The sequence below is a fragment of the Streptosporangiales bacterium genome (assembly GCA_009379955.1).
GTDB lineage: Bacteria > Actinomycetota > Actinomycetes > Streptosporangiales > WHST01 > WHST01.
On the sequence record WHST01000012.1, the window covers coordinates 1 to 20188 of the forward strand.

Annotated in this window: 17 protein-coding genes and 1 tRNA gene; 4 read left to right on the forward strand and 14 right to left on the reverse strand. The window is 71.3% G+C overall.

What is annotated here, in order from left to right:
- Positions 1-287 precede the first annotated feature (287 nt).
- A complete protein-coding gene (locus tag GEV10_05490; protein ID MQA77924.1) occupies positions 288-1595 on the forward strand; it encodes an FAD-binding protein in 1308 nt (435 codons plus the stop codon).
- Here GEV10_05490 and GEV10_05495 read toward each other — a convergent pair.
- The 3 genes from GEV10_05495 to GEV10_05505 are packed head-to-tail and all read right to left on the reverse strand — an operon-like array spanning position 1582 to position 3721.
- Positions 1582-2154, reverse strand: coding sequence for an NTP transferase domain-containing protein (locus GEV10_05495; GenBank protein MQA77925.1), 573 nt, complete (start codon positions 2152-2154; stop codon positions 1582-1584). The genes GEV10_05490 and GEV10_05495 overlap by 14 nt on opposite strands.
- On the reverse strand, positions 2151-3335 hold the full coding sequence (locus GEV10_05500) for an XshC-Cox1 family protein (GenBank protein ID MQA77926.1): 1185 nt from the start codon (positions 3333-3335) through the stop codon (positions 2151-2153). Before GEV10_05500 ends, GEV10_05495 begins: the two co-directional genes overlap by 4 nt.
- A gap of 41 nt (positions 3336-3376) precedes the next feature.
- Positions 3377-3721 (reverse strand): hypothetical protein, encoded by a 345-nt coding sequence (locus GEV10_05505; protein ID MQA77927.1) that lies wholly within the window; start codon positions 3719-3721, stop codon positions 3377-3379.
- Positions 3722-3779: 58 nt separating this feature from the next.
- Between GEV10_05505 and GEV10_05510 the strand changes: the two genes are divergently transcribed.
- Positions 3780-5366, forward strand: coding sequence for a hypothetical protein (locus GEV10_05510; protein MQA77928.1), 1587 nt, complete (start codon positions 3780-3782; stop codon positions 5364-5366).
- Positions 5367-5431: 65 nt separating this feature from the next.
- Positions 5432-5504, forward strand: a tRNA-Glu gene (locus GEV10_05515).
- A gap of 21 nt (positions 5505-5525) precedes the next feature.
- Here GEV10_05515 and GEV10_05520 read toward each other — a convergent pair.
- The 5 genes from GEV10_05520 to GEV10_05540 are packed head-to-tail and all read right to left on the reverse strand — an operon-like array spanning position 5526 to position 10214.
- The gene (locus tag GEV10_05520) at positions 5526-6767 is read right to left on the reverse strand and encodes an ABC transporter substrate-binding protein (protein ID MQA77929.1); all 1242 of its coding nucleotides are present in this window, start codon (positions 6765-6767) and stop codon (positions 5526-5528) included.
- A 41-nt stretch (positions 6768-6808) separates the two neighbouring features.
- A complete protein-coding gene (locus tag GEV10_05525) occupies positions 6809-7849 on the reverse strand; it encodes a branched-chain amino acid ABC transporter permease (GenBank protein MQA77930.1) in 1041 nt (346 codons plus the stop codon).
- Positions 7849-8730 (reverse strand): branched-chain amino acid ABC transporter permease, encoded by an 882-nt coding sequence (locus GEV10_05530; GenBank protein ID MQA77931.1) that lies wholly within the window; start codon positions 8728-8730, stop codon positions 7849-7851. The genes GEV10_05525 and GEV10_05530 overlap by 1 nt, the downstream gene beginning before the upstream one ends.
- 4 nt (positions 8731-8734) lie before the next feature.
- On the reverse strand, positions 8735-9445 hold the full coding sequence (locus GEV10_05535; protein MQA77932.1) for an ATP-binding cassette domain-containing protein: 711 nt from the start codon (positions 9443-9445) through the stop codon (positions 8735-8737).
- Entirely contained in the window at positions 9432-10214 is a 783-nt protein-coding gene (locus GEV10_05540; protein ID MQA77933.1) for an ATP-binding cassette domain-containing protein, read from the reverse strand. Before GEV10_05540 ends, GEV10_05535 begins: the two co-directional genes overlap by 14 nt.
- Positions 10215-10466: 252 nt before the next feature.
- Between GEV10_05540 and GEV10_05545 the strand changes: the two genes are divergently transcribed.
- Entirely contained in the window at positions 10467-11513 is a 1047-nt protein-coding gene (locus GEV10_05545; GenBank protein ID MQA77934.1) for a hypothetical protein, read from the forward strand.
- A gap of 30 nt (positions 11514-11543) precedes the next feature.
- Here GEV10_05545 and GEV10_05550 read toward each other — a convergent pair whose 3' ends face one another.
- From GEV10_05550 to GEV10_05575, 6 genes are all read right to left on the reverse strand, one after another.
- Positions 11544-12359 carry an MBL fold metallo-hydrolase gene (locus GEV10_05550; protein MQA77935.1) on the reverse strand — a complete coding sequence of 272 codons (816 nt, stop codon included), beginning with the start codon at positions 12357-12359 and terminating at the stop codon, positions 11544-11546.
- A gap of 272 nt (positions 12360-12631) precedes the next feature.
- A complete protein-coding gene (locus tag GEV10_05555) occupies positions 12632-13786 on the reverse strand; it encodes a uroporphyrinogen-III synthase (GenBank protein ID MQA77936.1) in 1155 nt (384 codons plus the stop codon).
- A gap of 5 nt (positions 13787-13791) precedes the next feature.
- Positions 13792-14169: a nitrite reductase small subunit NirD gene (nirD, locus tag GEV10_05560; GenBank protein ID MQA77937.1), complete on the reverse strand. Its 378-nt coding sequence runs from the start codon at positions 14167-14169 to the stop codon at positions 13792-13794.
- A gap of 4 nt (positions 14170-14173) precedes the next feature.
- Positions 14174-16687: a nitrite reductase large subunit gene (gene nirB / locus GEV10_05565; protein ID MQA77938.1), complete on the reverse strand. Its 2514-nt coding sequence runs from the start codon at positions 16685-16687 to the stop codon at positions 14174-14176.
- On the reverse strand, positions 16687-18144 hold the full coding sequence (locus GEV10_05570) for an NAD(P)/FAD-dependent oxidoreductase (protein ID MQA77939.1): 1458 nt from the start codon (positions 18142-18144) through the stop codon (positions 16687-16689). Before GEV10_05570 ends, nirB begins: the two co-directional genes overlap by 1 nt.
- Entirely contained in the window at positions 18141-20171 is a 2031-nt protein-coding gene (locus tag GEV10_05575) for a molybdopterin-dependent oxidoreductase (protein ID MQA77940.1), read from the reverse strand. Before GEV10_05575 ends, GEV10_05570 begins: the two co-directional genes overlap by 4 nt.
- Between the last annotated feature and the right edge of the window lie 17 nt (positions 20172-20188).

Consider the following 20188-nt stretch of genomic DNA (forward strand, 5'->3'; position numbering starts at 1 on the left):
CCCGCCGAGCATCTCCGCAGCGAACGCCACCAGCCGCGGCCTGACCTGGTCCATCTCCTCCGGGGTCACGGATCAGAACACGACCACATCACGAGCCGGATCAGCGGTAGCGACACACGTAACAAAGTACTACTAGGCGCGTACGCCGCCCGAGGTACGCCGGGTGTCGTCAGCGGGCGGACGTCAGCCGGCCCGATCCGGCGGAGCATGAGGCTCACGTTCCCGTCGAGCGATGAGTTTCGGGCTCCCGCCCGGTCTCCCTCGGCAAGCCCCGGAGGAGAGCCGCCATGACCGCCCAGACATTGCCCCTGACCACCCCCGCCGACGCGCTGCGTGCGCTGCGCGCCCGCCTCGCAGGCTCGGTGTACGTGCCCGGCGACGCCGAGTACGCAGGCAAGGAGAGTTACCGCGGCGCGCCCGCGTTCGTGGTCGAGGCGGCCACGCCCGCCGAGGTACGCAGCGCCCTGGGTGTCGCGCGCGAGTACGGCCTGCCGCTCACCGTCCAGTCCACCGGTCACGGCACCATCGTCGCGCCGACCGGCGGGCTGCTGCTGCGGACGTCCCGGATGGCACGGGTGCTCGTCGATCCCGACCGGCGGATCGCCCGTGTCGGGGCCGGTGCCCGGTGGAGTGAGGTCATCGCCGCGGCCGAGCCGTTCGGCCTGGCACCGCTGTCCGGTGACACCCCGTCCGTCGGCGTCGTGGGGTACACGCTGGGCGGCGGGCTGAGCTGGCTGTCCCGCAGGTACGGCTTCGCCGCCGACAGCCTGCTGCGCATCGACCTGGTGACGGCGGACGGCCGGTACGTCACCGCGACCGAGCACCGGAATCCCGACCTGTTCTGGGCCGTCCGGGGCGGCGGAGGCAACTTCGGCGTCGTGACGTCACTGGAGTTCCGGCTCTACCACGTGCCCGAGGTGTACGGCGGCAGCGCGGTCTTCCCGATCGAACGGGCCGCGGCCGCGCTGACCTTCCTCGCCGAGCACGGCGAGGAGCTGCCGGACGCGCTGTCCCTCTCGCTGGTCGTCGCCAGGAACGCCGGCGAGGACGGCCCCGGCCTGATCGTGCGCGCCGTCCACGCGGACGGGGCGGACGCCGGGGAGCGCGCCCTGCGACCACTGCTCGACATCGTCGGCGCTCCCGTCTCCGGCGGCTTCCGGCCGATGCGGTACTCCGAGGTCAGTGGTATCGGAGGCACGCCGCCGCGAGGTTTCGCGATGTACGACCGCCTGTCGCCCGAGCTCGTGGAGCGGGTGGTCGGCTCGGTGACACGTCCCGACTCCGGCGTCTCGGCCCTGGAGATCAAGCACTGGGGCGGCGCCATCGCCTGGCCCACCGACCCGGCACCGGGACCGGTGAGCCACCGCGACGTCCCGTTCGTGATGAAGCTGGACGCATCGCCGCACGCCGTCGCCGACCTCACCAGGTACGCCACCGGCCACTCGTACCTCAACTTCCTCAGCGACACGACGCGGACCGCCAGGGCCTACACCGAGGACAACTACCGGAGGCTGCGCGGCGTGAAGGCGGCCTACGACCCCGACAACATGTTCCACCGCAACCACAACATCCCGCCGGTGCTCAGGGCAGGGTGATCGCCGGCGTCGGCTCGTCGACGTCGGTGGGATCAGCGAGGCCGGTGCAGTCGACCTCGAGCACGTCGCCCGGATGCGTACGCATCCAGGCCCGCGCGCCCGCGTCGCCCTCCGCCTCGTCGGCGACGCCCGCCCACACGTCCCGCGCGAGCAGCACCGGGTGCCCGCGGTGTCCCTCGTACGTCGCCACTGCGACGCCGGGACGTCCGTCCGCCGCCCAGGCGTCGACCACGCGCCGGATACACGCCTCGGTCAGCCACGGTGTGTCGACGAGGAACATGACGCACCCGTCGGCCTCGTCCGGCAGGGCGGCCAGACCGGCGCGCAGGGACGCGCCCATCCCGTCGCGCCATGCGGCGGCGAACACCGTCGTCGCGCCCTCGACCCGGCCGAGCGTCGCGGCGCCCTCCACCACGACGACCGGGTCGCACCCGGCCGCACGCACCGTCGCCGCGGCGCGGTCGACGAGCCGTTCGCCGTCGAGCCGCGCGAGCGCCTTGGGCCCGCCGAACCTGCGACCCTCCCCCGCGGCCAGCACCAGCCCCGCGATGGTGCTCACGGGTCGGTGCGAACGGTGAGCCCGGCCGACTCGCGGTGAATCGGGCCGCTCAGCACGCCCAGCCGAGCACCGGTGCCGCCCCACCGGATCTGCACGATCTCGGCCGCGATCGAGACGGCCGTCTCCTCGGGCGTACGTGCGCCGATGTCGAGGCCGGTCGGCGACGAGATGCGCGACAGGTCGTCGTCGCCGAGACCGGCCTCGCGCAGCCGCTCCATCCGGTCGTCGTGGGTGCGCCTGGAACCCATCGCGCCGATGTACGCCGCCGGCGTACGCAGCGCGGCCTGCAGCAGCGGGACGTCGAACTTCGGGTCGTGGGTGAGGACGCACAGCACGGTGCGCCCGTCGATGGTGCCGGCCTCGAGCTCCCTGTCGAGGTAACGGTGCGGCCAGTCGACGACCACCTCGTCGACGTCGGGGAAGCGGCGCTTGGTCGCGAAGATCGGGCGGGCGTCGCACACCGTCACCCGGAATCCCAGGAAGGTGCCCATCCGCGCCATGCTCGCGGCGAAGTCGATCGCGCCGAACACGATCATCCGCGGCTTCGGCGCGAGTGACTGCACGAACAGCGCGAGGTCGTCTGCCCTGCGCTCGCCGTGCCTGCCCAGTCGCAGCACCTCGGTCGTGCCGGCGGCGAGCATGCCGCGCACGTCGTCGGCAACGGCGTCATCGAGGCGCGTGGAGCCGAGCGTGCCCGACCGGCGATCGGGCCAGACCACCAACCGGCGGCCGAGCTCGGGTGGCGACCCGTCACTCGACTCGCCCTCGACCGTGGCGCCGGAGCCGTCGACCTCGATGACCGTGACCACCGCGACGGGCTCGCCCTCACGCACTGAGGTGAGGACGTCGCCGAGCTCGGGGAACACCTGGTGGTCGACCGGCTCGACGAGGATGTCGATCACACCGCCGCAGGTCAGACCCACCGCGCCGGCGTCGTCGTCGCTGATGCCGTAGCGCTGCAGGACCGGCCGGCCGGACTCCGTCACCTCGCGCGCGAGCTCGTACACCGCGCCCTCGACGCAGCCGCCCGACACGCTGCCGAACGCCGCGCCGTCGGCGCCGACGGCCATGGCGGCGCCCGGTGCGCGGGGCGCGCTGCGCCAGGTGCGCACCACCCGCGCCATGCCGAACGGGCGTCCCTCCGCCCACAGCGTCGACAGCTCGTCGAGCACGTCCCGCATGCAGCACCTCCGGTATCCCGCATCTATCAGAGTACGGCGCCTCACGCCCAGCCGAGCTTGTGCAGTTGTTCGTCGTCGATGCCGAAGTGGTGGGCGATCTCGTGCACGATCGTGACCTTGACCTCCTCGGCGACCTCCTCAGGGGACGAGCTGATCGCGCAGATCGGGCGGCGGTAGATCGAGATCCGGTCCGGCAGGACGCCCGCATACCAGTCGCCACGCTCGGTGAGCGGCACGCCCTGGTAGAGGCCGAGCAGGCCGTCCTGCGGAGGGTCATCTTCGACCACGACGGCGACGTTGTCCATCATCTCGGCGAACTCCTGCGGGATGCCGTCGAGGGCGTCGCGCACCAGCTCCTCGAACTCCTCGCGCGTCAGGTCGATCACGAGTGTCATTGTCGCGGGGCTGCCCGCGGAAGGCGTCACCGGATGAGAGTCTGGGCCGATGCGCGTGGTCAAGGCGGTGTGGCAGCGGGTGCGGCGGCTGTTCGGGCCGCGCACCAGGCGACGCCTCGCCGTCACCGCGGTCGCCCTGGTCGGCGGCTGGTTCGGGCTCCTCGTCGGCGGCTCGGTCACCGCGCCCGTCGGCCCGGTCGAGGCGCAGCTGTCGCTCCGCCCGTCCATCACCGGCAACACCTTCGTCGACGTCGCGCCGCTCGGCACGCTCGAGCTCGACACCACCGACGCGCCACTGGCGATCAAGGCGTCCGTCGCCGAGATCAGGGTCGAGGCGGCCCGCGAGATCTTCGACGACCCCCGCAGTCTCAACGGCATCCAGGACCGGATCGTGTCCGACCTGCAGCGAGCGCTGGTACGCCTGGCCCTGCAGTCGCTCGGCTTCGGCGTGCTCGGTGCGGCGGCGTTCACGGCGGCGGTGTTCCGCACCTGGCGACGCGTCCTGAAGGGCTCGCTCGTGACGCTGGGCCTGATGCTGATCACGTACGCGGCCGCGGCCGCCACGTGGAACGAGCAGGCCGTCGAGCAGCCGCGCTACACCGGCCTGCTCGCCAGCGCGCCGAGCCTCGTCGGCAGCGCCGAGAGCATCGCGAGCGACTTCGGCCGCTACCGCATCCAGCTGGCGAAGCTCGTGACCAACGTGTCCAAGCTGTACGACGCGACCTCGGCGCTGCCGACGGACGAGCCCGACCCCAACACCATCCGGGTGCTGCACGTGTCCGACATCCACCTCAACCCGGCCGCGTGGAACGTCATCACGTCGGTGAAGGAGCAGTTCGGGGTGTCGATGATCATCGACACCGGCGACCTCACCGACCACGGCAGCAGCGCGGAGAGCCAGTTCGTCGACGAGATCGAGAAGCTCGACGTCCCGTACGTCTTCGTCAAGGGCAACCACGACTCCGAGGCGACGGTGCAGGCGGTCGAGCGTCAGGACAACGCGATCGTGCTGTCCGGCAGGTCGCGCACGGTCGACGGCATCAGGCTGTGGGGCATCGGCGACCCGCGGTTCACACCGGACAAGGACGTGCACACCGACGAGGACACCGTGCCACTGGGGGCGTACGGCCAGCAGCTCCGTTCGCGGATCGAGGCCGCGGGCACGATCGACATCGCGCTGACCCACGACCCGACGGTGACGAAGGAGTGGCAGGGCATCGTCCCACTCACCCTCGCCGGGCACACCCACAAGCGGGAGACGCGGCTCACCGCCGGCGGCACCAGGGAGATGATCGTGGGCTCGACGGGTGGCGCGGGCCTGCGCGCCCTCGACCACGAGGAGCCGACCCCGATCGAGCTGAACGTCCTGTACCTCGACAAGCGCACCAAGCGGCTGCAGGCGTGGGACGAGATCACGCTCGGCGGCCTGGGCCTCACCTCCGCGCAGATCGACCGGCACACCGAGGAGAAGCCCAACCGCCCGCTGAACCGCCTCGCCGGCGAGTCACCCACCCCCGTGCCGACGCCGACTCCGTCGGGCAGCCAGACCCCGTTCACCGTCCCGGCCACCACCCCACCGCCGGCCGGCTCGACCACCGGCCGCCGGCGCAGACCCGGTGGCCCACCCGCGCCGTAGCGGCGGTATCCGCGTTGGCGGGCGAGACGCCGGCGTCCTATCCTTGAGCCGTCTCAGTCGTCGACGTCCCCATCGTCTAGCGGCCTAGGACTCCGCCCTTTCAAGGCGGCAGCGCGGGTTCGAATCCCGTTGGGGGCACGTACAGCATCTGTTCTTCGCTTACCCGAAGGTCTTCGCCGTGGCGTAGCCCTTTCCGTCGTACTTCTGCACGATGACCGACGACACGGCCGGCTGGCCGTCCTTCGTGGTGTCGACTGCGGTGCCGTCCAGCATGAGCGGCGCCTGGAAGTCCGAGATGCCACGCAGCGCTTCCATGAAGCTGGCGCGTGTCGGATCGGTCGTCTTCTCGAACGCCTGCTCCAGCGTGGCGCCTACCATGTAGCTCCACATGCAGTGCGGGAAGGCGGGCGTGTCGGGGTAGTCCGCGTACTCCTCGAGGTCCGACAGGAACGTCACGACGTCGTCGTCCTTGGCGAACGCCGGGCTCTGCGGTGCTTTCGCGAACGACACGGAGTAGACCCCGGGGAAGGCCTTGGCACCGCCGGGCTCGAGAATCGCGGACGGACTCGAGGTGTTCGACGGGAGGAACCAGCTTGGTTTCCAGCCGGTCTGCCGGGTCTTCTCCAGGGACGAGATCACGAGCGGCGTGATCGACATCGCGTTGAAGAAGACATCCGCGTCGGTCGCGGCGAGCTCGGTGAGCTGCGCGTCGACCGACGTGTCGGTGGCCTCGTAGGTGAGCTCCTTGACGACCTCGATGTTGTCGGCACTGGCGATCGCCTTCTTGAAGCCCTCGACGTAACCTTTGCCGTAGTCGTCGTTCTGCGACAAGATCGCCACCTTGTGGTCGTCGTCCGAAGCGGCGAGCAGGTCACCGAACGCGGCGCCCTCATTCTGGTAGATCGGGACGAACCCGAGTTGCCAGGGGCTCTTCTTCCGGTTGCTGAACAGCGGGTCGCCCGTCATGACGAGCACCTGCGGGAACTCCTCGTCGACGGCCGCCTCCCGGTAGGCGCGGTTGGTCGGCGTGCCGAGCCCTGACGTGACGGCGAACACGCCGTCCGAGCCCATCTGCTGGAAGTTGGCCAGGGCCTTCTGCGGGTCGTACGCATCGTCGTAGCTCTTGATCTCGACGGTGCGTGTCTTGCCGTCGCCGAACTTGACGCCACCCGCCTCGTTGACCGCGCCGAAGTACGCCTTGATTCCTGCGACCGTGCAGGTGCCGGGGCCGGCCGTCGGGCCGCTGAGGGGGGTCGTGATCCCGAGCGTGATCGTCTTGTCCGTGATGCCAGGGCTCGTGGATCCCGCGCTCCCCCGAGGCCCGCCGCGAGCGCAGCCCGACACCGCGAGAGCGACGATCGACGCCATCGCGATGATGCGGACGAAGGTCCCGGCTCTCATTCGAATGTTCATTCCTGACCTGGCCTCTCTGTCTCTCCGGGTCATGCCTGCGCGCTGTCCGTGGACGGATGCTGCGCGGGCGGGGTTTGCGGGGAATCTTCCTGCGATGGTCGGGCACTGGGCCGCCGCGTGAGCCGACCGATCACTCGCGGGAGGCTCACGAGTCCTCCCGGCAGCAGGAACAGCACCGCCAGGAGGATCAAGCCCTGGCTGACGGCCGTCAGGTTCGGGTCGATCGCGTTGGTGAGCTGCGGGACGAACACGTAGTACGCGCCACCGAGCAGCGAGCCGGTGATGCGGCCGGCGCCGCCGATCACCATCGCGGCGACGAGGGCGATCGAATGGCCGAAGCTCAGGGTCTCGGGCGACGTGTACTGCACCGCGACGAGGTAGAGGAAGCCGCTCACACCGCCGAGGATCGATGCGATGGTGAAAGCAAGGACCTTGTAGCGATAGGGCGAGACGCCCATCGACGCGGCCACCGCCTCGTTCTTGCGCACCGCTACGAGGGCGCGGCCGAACTTGCCGCGCACGAGGTTGCGGGCCAGCAGGAAGGCTGCGGCGGCCACGACCAGCACGATGTAGAACTGCCACTGGTCGTTGTAGAGGCCGGTCCAGTCCGGTGCGCTGGAGAACCGGGCCGAGGTGCCCTGCGACCCCCCGGTGAGGCCGGACAGCCGCTTCGCCAGTGGAACGCCGACGATGGGAAGGGCGATGGTGACCATCGCGATGGCGAGGCCGCCCAGCCGGGCAGCGGCCAGCGCGACGAGCAGGCCCACGACGCCAGGGATGACGCAGGCCGCCACGAACACCAGCACGACGTTCCAGTCGTGGGTGACGCCGTAGGCGGCGGCGTACGCGCCGAGCCCGAGGAAGAAGATCTGCCCGAGATTGACCTGCCCGGTGTATCCCATCACGATGTTCAGCCCCAGGACGGCCACGGCGTAGACGCCGATGCGGATGAGCGTCTGGTTGGCGAACACCGGGAGGAAGAGCGGGGCGGCGAGCAGCAGGATCGCGACCACGATCACGAGCGCACGCCACACCCACCGGTTGCGAAGCCGAGCCGACATCGTGTTCATCAGACCCGCACCACGACCTTCCGCCCGAACAGGCCCTGGGGACGGACGACGAGGATCACGAAGATCAGGATGAACGGCACGGCGATCTTCAGGTCGTGGCCGATGAAGGGCACGTAGACGGCAACCAGGCTCTCGAGGACGCCGATCGCCCAGGCAGCGACCACGGCGCCGATCGGGCTGCTCAGTCCGCCGAGGATGACCGCGGCGAGCGCGTACACCAGCGGGGTGTCCAGCATCCCGGGGGTGAGGCTGAGCTGCGGGGCGACCAGCGAGCCGGCGATCGCACCGAGAGCGGCCGCGAGGCCCCAGCCGACCATGAGGAGACGGCCGACGGGAAGGCCCGAGAAGGCCGCGGATGCGGGGTTGACGGCAACGGCGCGCAGGGCGAGTCCGAGCTTCGTGCCGAAGAAGAGGAGCTGCAGCACGACCATGATCGCGATGATCGCGAGCGTCGTGCCGACCGAGCGGACGCTGACGACTACGCCGAACATGTCGACACTCGTGAGCGGGAACAGCGAGGGGAACGGGCGGTTGTCGTAGCTCCAGATCCACGCGCAGACACCGGTGAGGAGGGTCAGCAGTCCGATCGTCACGACGATGGCGGTATCGGGATCGCCCCGCTCGAAGCGCCGGATGAGGAAGCGCTCGACCACCGCACCGATGAAGAACGAGACGACCACGGCGGCGAGGATGCCGAGGAGTACGGGAAGCCCCAGCCGCACGAAGCTGTACGCGATGTACGCCGACAGTACGGCCATACCTCCTTGGGCGAAGTTGATGAGTCCGGTCGCCTGGTTCACGAGCACGATCGCGAGCGCGAGCGCGGCATAGATCGAGCCTGTCGAGAGTCCGTCGACCACGAGCTGGATGAACGTTCCCACGCTCTCAACCCCCCAGGTAGGCGCGTCGGATCTCGTCCATGCCCTCGAGCTCGGCCGAGGGGCCGGTGAGGACGTTGCGCCCCGTCTCGAGGACGGTCGCCGTGTCGACGAGGCGGAAGGCGAGGTTGGCGTTCTGCTCGACGACGACCATCGCGATGCCCGACTCCCGCCGCAGTCGGCCGATCGCCTCGTACACGGCCTTCGCCGTGCTCGGCGCGAGCCCGAGGGACGCCTCGTCGAGCAGCAGCAGCCGGGGCCCGGCCATGAACGCGCGCGCGATGGCGAGCATCTGCTGTTCTCCGCCGGAGAGCGCGGCCGCGCTGGCCGCGAGGCGATCCTTCAGCTGCGGGAACAGCGTCAGGCAGTAGTCGAGGTCGGCCGAGATCGCCCTGCGATCCTTGCGCAGGTAAGCACCGACCCGGAGGTTGTCCCTGACGCTCAGCTGGGCGAGCGTCCCCCGGCCCTCCGGCACGTGGGCGATGCCGAGTGCTGCCACCCGGTCGGGGCGGAGTCCCCGGATGTCGCGTCCGTCGAAGGTGATGCGTCCGGAGGTGCGGACCGTGCCGCTGATCGCGCGCAGAGTCGTCGTCTTCCCCGCGCCGTTCGCGCCGAGGATGCCGACGGCACCGCCGTCCGGCACGCTGAGCGAGACGCCTTCGAGCACCCGCACGGGACCGTAGGACGCTGTGACGTCGGTGAGCTCAAGCAGCGTCATCCGCGGCGTCCTTCCCGAGGTACGCCTCGACGACGCGCGGATCGGACTGCGCCTCGGCCGCGGTGCCCTCCATGAGCTTGCTCCCGTGGTCGAGCACGACGACCCGGTCGGTCAGTGCCGAGATGAGGCCCATGTGATGTTCGACGATGACGACGGTGATGTCCTCCTCGGTACGGATCCGCCTGACGGTGTCGATGAGCTGCGTCACCTCGCCGTGCGAGAGGCCTGCCGCCGGCTCGTCGAGCAGGAGCAGCGCGGGCTTCGACAGCAGCGCGCGGCAGAGCTCGATGCCCTTGTGCAGGCCGTGCGACAGCTCGTCCGCGCGAAGGTCCGCTGCCCAGCCCAGACTCACGCGATCGAGGAGCTCGAGCGCCTCCGCGCGGATCGCACGCTCGGCGCGCGTGGTATGCGGCAGGCGCAGTGACCACGACACCGGTCCGCCGCGAAGGCGGATGTGCCCACCGAGCAGCACGTTCTGCAGCACCGTGGCGTCGAGGTGGAGGGCGGGCTGCTGGAACGTGCGGGCCAGCCCGAGGCGCGCGAGCCTCGACGGCGACGTGCCGACCACCTCGGTGCCGTCGATCGTGACGGACCCCGAGCTGGGCTCGTAGTGACCGCTGATGCAGTTGAAGAGCGACGTCTTCCCCGCACCGTTCGGGCCGACGAGCCCGAAGATCACGCCCGGCTCGACATCGAAGGTGACGTCCTGGAGAACCTTGACACCACCGAAGTGGAGGGTCACGTCCTGGAGACTCAGGCGTGCGGCCACACCGCACCTCGCCTAGTGGTTGCTATCGGCAAGAGGTCGAGCCTGTGCAATCTTCGCTCCCTCGCCACTACGACGCAAGGACATCGTCATCGCGTCAGCTTTGTCGTGCGGGGAGAGTATGTCGCCTGCCATCGACGTTCCGCAGTGTGAACTTCCGCTAGACGGAACGATTGATTGAATGCTGCGGCGACTGCGGAGTAGCCTGCATCGTTCTCCGACCACCGCGACGAGGAGGTAGTCATGGCAGGTCGGGTGAAGAGTGAGCTGCTGCTCGTGGGCAGCCTGCCGGCGGCGACGACGGAAGCGGCACTGCGCAGCGGCGTGGAGTTCTTCGGAGACCTGGTGTTCGCGCTGCCCGACGGGGAGACCGGGCCTCGCGTCGCGTGGGCCGGGTACGAGCGTGAACACCTGGTGCGACCGCATCCCGACATCGAGACCGTCGAGGAAACCGCGTCGCCGACGGGGATCCCGCGCCATGCGTACGAGACGCCGATATTCCGGCTGCGTCCAGGTGTGCGCGAGCTGCGGTTCGAGTCCTGGCCGCGCATCGACGACGCCGTCATCTCCTACCGTCGATTCCGCGCCTTGCGTGACGAAGGCGTGATCCCGGCGCATCTGCGCTTCCAGGTGGGGTTGCCGTTCCCGCTGAGTGGGTTGTCCGGGTTCAAGGCGAACTTCGCCGCCGACTATCCGACCGCCTCGCGCGGCTACGAGGACATGGTCACCCGCGAGCTGGCGCGGCTGACGACGGAGGTGCCGCCAGAGGACCTCGCGATCCAGTGGGACGTGTGCTACGAGGTGCTCGACATCGAGGGCATGTTCAAGTGGACGTCCGGCGACGCGTGGGAGCGGTTCACCGGACCGGTCGAGCGGTTGACGCGGCTGATCCCCGAGCAGGTACTCGTCGGCTACCACCTCTGCTACGGCACATTCCCCGAGTGGCCGATGTACGAGGCCAGGGACATGGGCCTGCTCGTGCGCATGGCCAACTTCGCGGTCGCGAACTCAGGCCGCACCGTGGACTGGCTGCATCTGGCCGGGCCGCGCTACCTGCGCAGCGAGGACGACCGGTTCTTCCGCCCGCTGCACGGTCTCGACGTCGGCGATGCCCGGGTGTTCCTCGGCATCGTGCTGCCCCTCGACGGGGTGTCAGGACTGCAGCGCAGGAAGACGACCGCGGCTCAGCACCTCGCCGACTTCGGCGTCGCGATGTACTGCGGGTTCGGCCGTCAGCCGGGCAAGGACGGCGAGGAGACCATGCGCGAACACCGGACGGCAGCACTGGCCGCACGCGGCTAGTGTCCTGCGTCCTCGTTCTGCCAGTAGGTCTCAGGTCAGGTGGTCGAAGTCGCCGCGAACCCAACCGATGTGGCGGTCGGCGGAGCGTCGCACGACCTGTCGCGCGTCGGTGTCGATGACATTCTGGAAATTGCCGTAGAGGCGGTCGAACGCGAACTGCTCGACGTGCTCGGTGACCCGCTCGACCACCGCGGCGGACAAGGGGATGCGGTTAGGGAAGCTGCGCATGAAGCTGACCGACCTGCGGTCGGGGTTCGCGAAGACGGTGTCACCGCTGAGCAGCACACCCCTGCCCTCGGCGCCGGCGGCCCAGTGGACGACCGCGCTGCCGGGGAAGTGACCACCGGGCTGGGTCAGCGTGACACCCGGCAGCAGGTCCAACGTGCCCGACCAGGGCCGGATCATCGGATCGGGCCGCGCAACCCAGGACAGGTCCGCTTCGGCGACGAACACCGGCACCCCACCCAGGGCACGACCCCACTCCACCTGGAGGCCGAACATGTGTGGATGGCTCGCCGCGATCGCGACGACATCCCCGAGCTCACGCACCCGCCTGACCGCCTCCTCGTCGAGGAAGCCGATGGGATCCCAGAGCAGGCCGCCAGCCGGGGTACGGAGCAGCTTCGCCTGCTGCCCGATGCCGACCCCTGGCTCGCTGGTGATGCCGAACAGATCCGGCTCCAGCTCGACGACCTTGCTGCGGCGGCCGGACGCCGCCAGCTCCGCCAGCGTCGTCCACTGCTGTCCCTCGGCCGGCACCCACTGCCGCTCGTCCACGCAGATCGCGCACACGTCGACCTTCTCCCCGTGCTCGACGGCGCACGTCGCGCAGATCCAGAAGTCCACTGCCCATCCTCGCTCTCTGCATGCACCTGCTCGTCGGCGAAGCCCTTGGATCATGGCATCGATCTCATCCGCTCGACGGGGGTACCGACAGATCACTGTGCCTACGTCGACCCCACACTCTCGGTGAGGACCAGACCTTCGCTGTCGCTTGCCATGACATCAGCCCACCTGCACGGAGAGCTCGGACCCGTCCTCGAGGAGTGGGTCACCGAGCGGTCCTTCGCGCACGCCTACCCGCCGCTCACCTGAGCAGCGGATGCCGCGGTCCTCGCTCATCCGGGTCGTTCCGGACCGTCGCAGCTGCCCGGCTCCAGGGCGAGCCGGTAGCCACGCTTGACGACGGTCTGGACGAGCCGGGGCGTGCCGAGCGCCGAGCGCAGCCGTGCGACGGCCATCTCCACGGCGTGCTCGTCGTCACCGCCACCGGGTAGTGCGGCGAGCAGTCGCGACCGCGACACGACCTCGCCGGGCCGCCTGGCCAGCTCGCGCAGCAACGCGACGGCTGCGGGCGCCAGTGGCCTGACGGTGCCGTCGACGATCACCGCGCGCCGGCGTAGCTCGATCGTGTATCCGGCGACGGGCAGCACCCGCGCGCGAGCCGGCAGCTCCTCGGCGAGCCGGCGGACGAGCGCGCCGAGCCGCGCCCTGGCAGGCCAGACGGTGGGTATCTCCCGCTTCTCCAGTGGCCCGGCAGTGACCGGGCCGACGCACATGGCGAGGACGTCGTGCCGCAGCGCGGCGCACACCTCCCAGCCGAGGCCGAGGCCGTGGGCGTGGGCGAGCAGGCTCGCGGCGGCGGGTGCGCTGGTGAAGGTGACCGCGTCGAGCCCGCGCCGGACGATGGCGTCGACCAGCCGGTCGAGCGGGCCCGTGTCGGCGGGGGTCACCCACCGGTAGACCGGCACGGTGACCACCTCGGCGCCGGCGAGGCGCAGCGCGGCGCAGAAGTCGGGCAGCGGCTCGCCGTGCAGCTGGACGGCGACGCGCTTGCCCGCCACGCCTTCGGCGAGCAGGTGGTCGAGCACCTCGGCGGACGACTCCGACGGCGGGGACCACGCCTCGGTGATTCCGGCGGCGCGGACCGCGCCCTTGGCCTTGGGTCCGCGTGCGAGCACGGCCGCTCCGCGGAGAACGTCGAGCAACGGGTCGGTCAACCCCCACGCCTCGACGGCCTCGATCCAGCCGCGGAACCCGATGCCGGTCGTGGCGACGACGACGCTCGGCGGGTGGGCGATCACGTCGCGGCTGGCGGCGAGCAGCTCGGTGTCGTCGGCGAGCGGAACGATGCGGATGGCGGCGGCGTGCAGGACCGTCGCGCCGCGGCGTTCCAGCATCGTGCACAGCTCATCCGCACGTCGCGCGGCCGTCACCGCCACAGAGAACCCGGCGAGCGGCTCCGGGCCCGGTTCCGTGGCCTGGACGGTCACCGCGCTCACGGAGAACCACCCTGGCGCACTTCCACCGCCCCGTCGCGGACGCGGACGTCGTACCTCGCCACCGCGAACCGTGGATCGGTCAGGCACTCCCCGGTCGGCAACGCGTAGACGTGCTTGTGCATCGGCGAGGCGATGGTGGGAACTCCGGCGCGGTCACCCACGATGCCGCGCGACAGCACAGCCGCGCCGCAGGCAGGATCGACGTTCGCGACGGCGTAGAGGTCGCCGTCGTAGGTGCGGAACACGGCGACCTGGGTGCCGTCGCGCAGCAGCGCGGCCACGCCACGTTCGGGTTGCAGCCGCGCCAGGGGCCAGACCCTGGCCCAGTCGCCTCGCCGCTGGTCGACGCGACGTCTCTCGGTCGTGACGGTCATCGGGTCACCTCCGGTTCGCGTTCGGCATGCCGAGATCGACCGATACCGGTGCTGGGACGCGCTGATCGCGTTCGACGCTGAACGTGATCGACGGGTCGGGAGTGTCGGGCGCGTTGACGAACGAGACGAACCGCGCCAGCTTGTCCTGGTCGTCGAGCACCGCCCGCCACTCGTCGGCGTACGACGAGACGTGGCGCGCCATCGCCGCGTCGAGCTCGGCGCAGATGCCGAGGCTGTCGTCGACGATGACGGCGCGGAGGTGGTCGAGACCACCGTCCATCGCCTCGATCCAGGACGCGGTGCGCTGCATCCGGTCGGCGGTCCTGACGTAGAACAAGAGGTACCTGTCGATGAGCCGCACGAGCGTGTCGCGGTCGACGTCGTTCACGAACAGTTCCGCGTGGCGGGGACGGAACCCGCCGTTGCCGCCCACGTACAGGCTCCAGCCCTGCTCGGTGGCGATGACCCCGACGTCCTTGGCCTGGGCCTCGGCGCACTCCCTGGCACAGCCCGACACGCCCGCCTTGATCTTGTGGGGTGCGCGCAACCCGCGATAGCGCAGCTCGAGCTCGATCGCCAGCGTTACCGAGTCCTGCACGCCGTACCGGCACCAGGTCGAGCCGACACACGACTTCACGGTCCGCATCGCCTTGCCGTAGGCATGACCCGACTCGAAGCCGGCGTCGACGAGCCGGCGCCAGATCTCCGGCAGCTGTTCGACCCGCGCACCGAACATGTCGATGCGCTGACCGCCGGTGATCTTCGTGTAGAGGCCGAAGTCCTCCGCGACCTGCCCGATGACCATCAGCTTCCGCGGGCTGATCTCGCCGCCGGGAATCCGCGGCACCACCGAGTACGTGCCGTTGCGCTGGAGGTTGGCGAGGAAGTGGTCGTTGGTGTCCTGCAGCGTCGCCTGCTCGCCGGCCAGGACGTGGCCGTTGCCCTGGGACGCGAGGATGGACGCCACCGCCGGCTTGCAGATGTCGCACCCGCGCCCGCGGCCGTGCCGGGCGACCAGGTCGGAGAAGGTCCGTACCCCCGTCACGGCGACGATCTCGAACAGCTCCGCCCTGGACTGGTCGAAGTGCTCGCACAGCGCCTTCGACTGCTCGACTCCGGCGGTCGCGAGGAGCTGACCGAGCGACGGGACACAGCTGCCGCAGCTGGTGCCCGCCCGGGTGCACGCCTTGATCGCCGGGACGTCCGTGCACCCCTCGTCGGTGATCGCCGTCAGGATCGCGCCCTTGGTGACGACGTTGCAGGTGCAGATCTGCGCGTCGTCGGGCAGCGAGCCGACGCCGACTCCCACGGCGTCGCCGGGGGCCGGGGCGATGAGCACGGCAGGATCGGCGGGCAGCGGTCGCCCGACCAGCGGACGCAGTGTCGCGTACCGGGTCGCGTCTCCGACGAGCACGCCGCCGAGCAGCGTGCGCGCGTCGTCGGAGACGACGACCTTGGCGTAGGTGCGGGCGACGGGGTCGTTCAGCACGACCTCCAGCGCGCCGTCGGTACGGGCGTGCGCATCGCCGAAGCTGGCCACGTCGACGCCGAGCAGTTTCAGCTTGGTCGCCGTGTCGGCGCCGGGGAACGCGGCGCTGCCGCCCAACAGCCGGTCGGCGACCACCTCGGCCATCGCGTAACCCGGTGCCACCAGTCCGTACACGCTGCCCTCGAGACACGCGCACTCCCCGACCGCGAAGATGGACGGGTCGGCCGTACGGCAGGCCGCGTCGACGACGACGCCGCCGCGCTCGCCGACGGGCAGTCCGGCATTCCTGGCCAGCTCGTCGCGGGGGCGCACTCCTGCGGAGAAGACGACGAGGTCGGTGTCGATCGCCTCGCCGTCGGACAGCACCAGCCGCCGCACCCGCCCGTCCGAGCCGCTCTCGACGGATCGACCGGAAACGTCGCAGTGCACGGTGACGCCCAACTCCGTGACCAACTGGCCAAGCAGGGCACCGCCGCCCTCGTCGACCTGCGCCGGCATCAACCGCGCGGCGAACTCGACGACGTGAGTGTCGAGGCGAAGCGACGTGAGTGCGTTCGCCGCCTCGAGCCCGAGCAGACCGCCGCCGACGACGACACCGGTGCGTGCTCCCTCGGCGGCGGCCCGGATCGCGTCGAGGTCGTCGATCGTCCGGTAGACGAAGCAGCCAGGAGCATCCGCGCCCTCGACCGGCGGGACGAACGGCCGCGAGCCGGTGGCGAGCACGACCGCGTCGTAGGCGTGCGTCGCACCCGACGCGGTCGTGACCGTCCGCGCCACGCGGTCGATGTCATGGACAGGTTCATCCAGCCGCAGGTCGAACAGCCCGTCGCCGTCGGGCACGGGCTCAAGGCGGAGGTCGTCCTCGGTGGCGCCGTCGAAATACGACGACAGCGCGACCCGGTCGTACGCGGGCCGCGGTTCCTCGGCGAGCGCGGTGATCCGCCACCGGCCCGCGGTGTCACGGGCACGCAGGGCCTCGACCAGCCGGTGACCGACCATCCCCTGCCCGACGACGACGAGCTCCGCCATCACGCGACCTCCCCTTCCGTCGCCGTCCGCTCCGCGTCGGCCAGCCGGTGCACGACGGTCTCGAGGTCGCGGTGGCAACCACCGCACCCGGTGGTGGCGCGGGTCGCCGCGGCGAGCCCGGTCGTCGACCGCGCGCCCGCGTGCCAGGCACGGCGGATCGCACCCACGGTCACCGTGTTGCACCGGCACACGACGTCGGTCTCGGCAGGTTCGGCGGGGGACGCGTCGCCGGCGGGGAACGCGCGCCCGAGCAGCAGCGCGAGGCGGTCGGCGGGAGCCGGGTCACCGGTGTCGAAGAGGCGCAGGACGGTGGCGGCGGCATCCGGCAGGCCGAGCATGATCGCGCCGACGACCCGATCGTCGCGAAGCACGAGCTTCGCGTACCGGCCTCGTCGCGGGTCCTCCACGCGCACCGCCTCGGTCGTTCCGTCGTCCTCGGCGTGCGCGTCGCCAGCGGAGGCGAGGTCGAGGTCGGCGGCCTTGAGCCGGGTCACCGGCCGGGTCCCGCCGTACCGCGCGCTCGGGTCGGCGCCGGTGAGCAGGTCGGCGAGCACCGCCGCCTGCTCCCATGCCGGCTGGACGAGGCCGCCGACGACGCCGCGGTGCTGGGCGCAGTCGCCGACGGCGTACACGCGCGGATCGGACGTCGCCAGCCGGTCGTCGACGACGACACCGCGGTCGACGGCCAGACCCGAACGGTCGGCGAGCGCCGTCGCCGGCCGCACCCCGGCGGCCACCACGACGGCGGCGCAGTCGAGCCGACTGCCGTCGTCGAGGGCGAGCCCACGCCCCGGGATCCACCGCGCTGCGGTCGCGTTCAGCCGGACGGTGACGCCCAGACCCGCCATGCCGTCCCGCAGGACGCCCCCTGCCGCCGCGTCGAGCTGGCGTTCCATCAGGTGGCCCACCGGGTGGACGACCGTCACGCGGCAGCCGGTCGCGGCGAGTCCGCGGGCCGCCTCGAGGCCGAGGAGACCGCCGCCGAGGACCGCCACGGCGTCACCCGGCTCGACCAGCTCGCGGATGCGGCGGCAGTCGTCGAGCTCGCGGAACACCGACACACCGGCGGCGAGCCCGCCGTCCGGTGACGCGAGCCCGTCGATCGGCGGCAACCACGGCCGGCTCCCGGTCGCGAGGACGAGGCCTTCGTAACCCACCGCGGTCCCGTCACCCAGCCACACCCGTCGCCGCGCGCGGTCGATCGCGGCGACCGCAGTGCCCGTGCGGACGTCCACGCGGGACGTCCGCGCCCAGTCGGGACCGTGTGTCTCGACCGCGGCGAGGTCGAGCCCGCCGGCCAGCGCGCTCGACAGCAGCACCCGGTTGTAGGCGCGGTACGGTTCCGCGCCCAGCACGGTGAGGCGCACGCGGCCGGCATCCGGGTCGCGACGCCGCACCTCCTCGGCGAACCGGGCACCCGCCATCCCGTACCCGACGACGACCACGTGCCGCGTCACGACGACCGCTCCAGGCGGACGGCACAGGCCTTGAACTCCGGCATGCGGCTGATCGGGTCGAGCGCCGGGTTGGTCACGGCGTTCGCCGCCTGCAGCCCTGGGAAGTGGAACGGGAGGAAGACCGTGTCCAACCGCAGCCCCGGCGCGTACCGCACCCGCGCGTGCGTCGTCCCGCGACGGGACACCACGCGTGCCCAGACCCCGTCGACCAGCCCGGCGCGTCCTGCGGTGTCCGGGTGCACCTCGACGAACGCCTCGGGAACCGCCTCGGCCAGCTCGGCGACCCGCCGGGTCTGCGCGCCCGACTGGTAGTGCTGCAGCGCCCGGCCGGTCGTGGCGCGCAACGGGTACGCCGCATCCGGCATCTCCGCGGGGTCACGGTGGTCGACCGTGACGAACCGTGCCCGTCCGTTGGGCCGGGCGAACCGGTGACCCAGCGGCCGAGGTGTGCCCGGGTGACCGGCGTCGGGACACGGCCAGTGCACCGCGTCGGGCTGGTCGAGCCGCGGGTAGGTGATCCCGCCGTAGTCGGCGGTGCCGCCCGCCGACGCGGCCGCGAGCTCGGCGAAGACGCGCTCCGGGTCGGTGGGGAACCGTTCCGCGGGCTGGCCGAGCCGTACCGCGAGGCCGTGCAGCACCTCGAGATCGGTCCGCACGCCCGCAGGCGGCGCGACGGCACGGCGGCGGCGCAGCACCCGACCCTCGAGGCTCGTCATCGTGCCGTCCTCCTCCGCCCACTGCGTCACGGGCAGGACGACGTCGGCGCGTGCGGCCGTCTCGGACGGCACGAAGTCCGCGACCACCAGCAGGTCGAGCGCCGCGAGCCGATCCGCCACCGCTGCCGAGTCAGGAGCCGACACCAGCGGGTTGGAGCCGAAGAGCAGCAGCGCCCGGGGGCCGTCGTCCCTGCCGAGTGCGAGCAGCAGTTCGTACGCGCTGCGCCCTGGTCCCGGGAGGGTGTCGGGCTCGACCCCCCACACCCGCGCGACGTGGCGCCGCGCGTCCGGGTCGGTGATCATCCGGTAGCCGGGCAGCTGGTCGGCCTTCTGCCCGTGCTCCCGGCCGCCTTGCCCGTTGCCCTGCCCGGTCAGGCACCCGTAGCCCGACCCGAGGCGCCCGGGCAGGCCGAGGGCGAGGGCCAGGTTGATCCAGCCGGCGACCGTGTCCGTGCCGTTGGCGTGCTGCTCGGTGCCGCGCCCGGTGAGCACGAACGCCCTCTCGGCGGCGGCGAGCACCCGGACGACCTCCCGCATGTCCGAGGCAGCGACCCCCGTGACCCGCTCGGCACGTTCCGGCCACCACTGCGCGGCGATCCGCCACGCGTCCGCGAACCCCTCGGTCCGGTCGGCGAGGTATGCCTCGTCGTGCAGGCCTTCGGCGACCGCGACGTGCAGCAGTCCCAGCGCCAGCGCGAGATCCGTGCCGGGTAACGGCTGCAGGTGCATCCCACCGGCCGCGACCGCGTCCGCGGCCGTCGCCGTCCGCCGCGGGTCGACCACCACCAGCCGCGCGCCGCGCAGGTGACCCATCAACGGCGGCATCGTCTCCGCCACGTTCGCGCCGACGAGCATGATCACGTCCGCCCCGCCGAGATCGGTCACCGGGAACGGCAGCCCTCGGTCGACACCGAAGGCCGCCATGCCCGCCGCCGCGGCCGACGACATGCAGAACCGGCCGTTGTAGTCGACCTGCGACGTACCCAGCGCGACCCGGGCGAACTTGCCGAGCAGGTACGCCTTCTCGTTGGTGAGACCACCGCCGCCGAACACCGCGACAGAGTGCGGCCCGTACCGCTCACGCAGCTCGGCGAGGCGACCCGCGACGTGGTCCAGCGCGGTGTCCCAGCCCACCGGCCGCGGCGGCGCGCCTCGATCGTCGCGCACCAGCGGCGTCGTCAGCCGGTCCTCGACAGCGAGCAGCTCGGCCGACGTCCACCCCTTCTGACACAGCCCGCCTCGGTTCGTCGGGAAGTCTCGCGCCGTGACCACGACCGGCGCACGCGGATCGTCGACCGGGGTGAGGGTCATCGCGCACTGCAGCGCGC

Bases quoted from the DNA above. Each gene is read 5' to 3' on its own strand.
- GEV10_05500 (MQA77926.1), bottom strand. From the start codon at position 3,335: ATGCGGGACGTGCTCGACGAGCTGTCGACGCTGTGGGCGGAGGGACGC.
- GEV10_05535 (MQA77932.1), bottom strand. From the start codon at position 9,445: ATGACGCTGCTTGAGCTCACCGACGTCACAGCGTCCTACGGTCCCGTG.
- GEV10_05510 (MQA77928.1), top strand. From the start codon at position 3,780: ATGCGCGTGGTCAAGGCGGTGTGGCAGCGGGTGCGGCGGCTGTTCGGG.
- nirD (MQA77937.1), bottom strand. From the start codon at position 14,169: ATGACCGTCACGACCGAGAGACGTCGCGTCGACCAGCGGCGAGGCGAC.
- GEV10_05575 (MQA77940.1), bottom strand. From the start codon at position 20,171: ATGACCCTCACCCCGGTCGACGATCCGCGTGCGCCGGTCGTGGTCACG.
- nirB (MQA77938.1), bottom strand. From the start codon at position 16,687: ATGGCGGAGCTCGTCGTCGTCGGGCAGGGGATGGTCGGTCACCGGCTG.
- GEV10_05525 (MQA77930.1), bottom strand. From the start codon at position 7,849: ATGAACACGATGTCGGCTCGGCTTCGCAACCGGTGGGTGTGGCGTGCG.
- GEV10_05490 (MQA77924.1), top strand. From the start codon at position 288: ATGACCGCCCAGACATTGCCCCTGACCACCCCCGCCGACGCGCTGCGT.
- GEV10_05520 (MQA77929.1), bottom strand. From the start codon at position 6,767: ATGAGAGCCGGGACCTTCGTCCGCATCATCGCGATGGCGTCGATCGTC.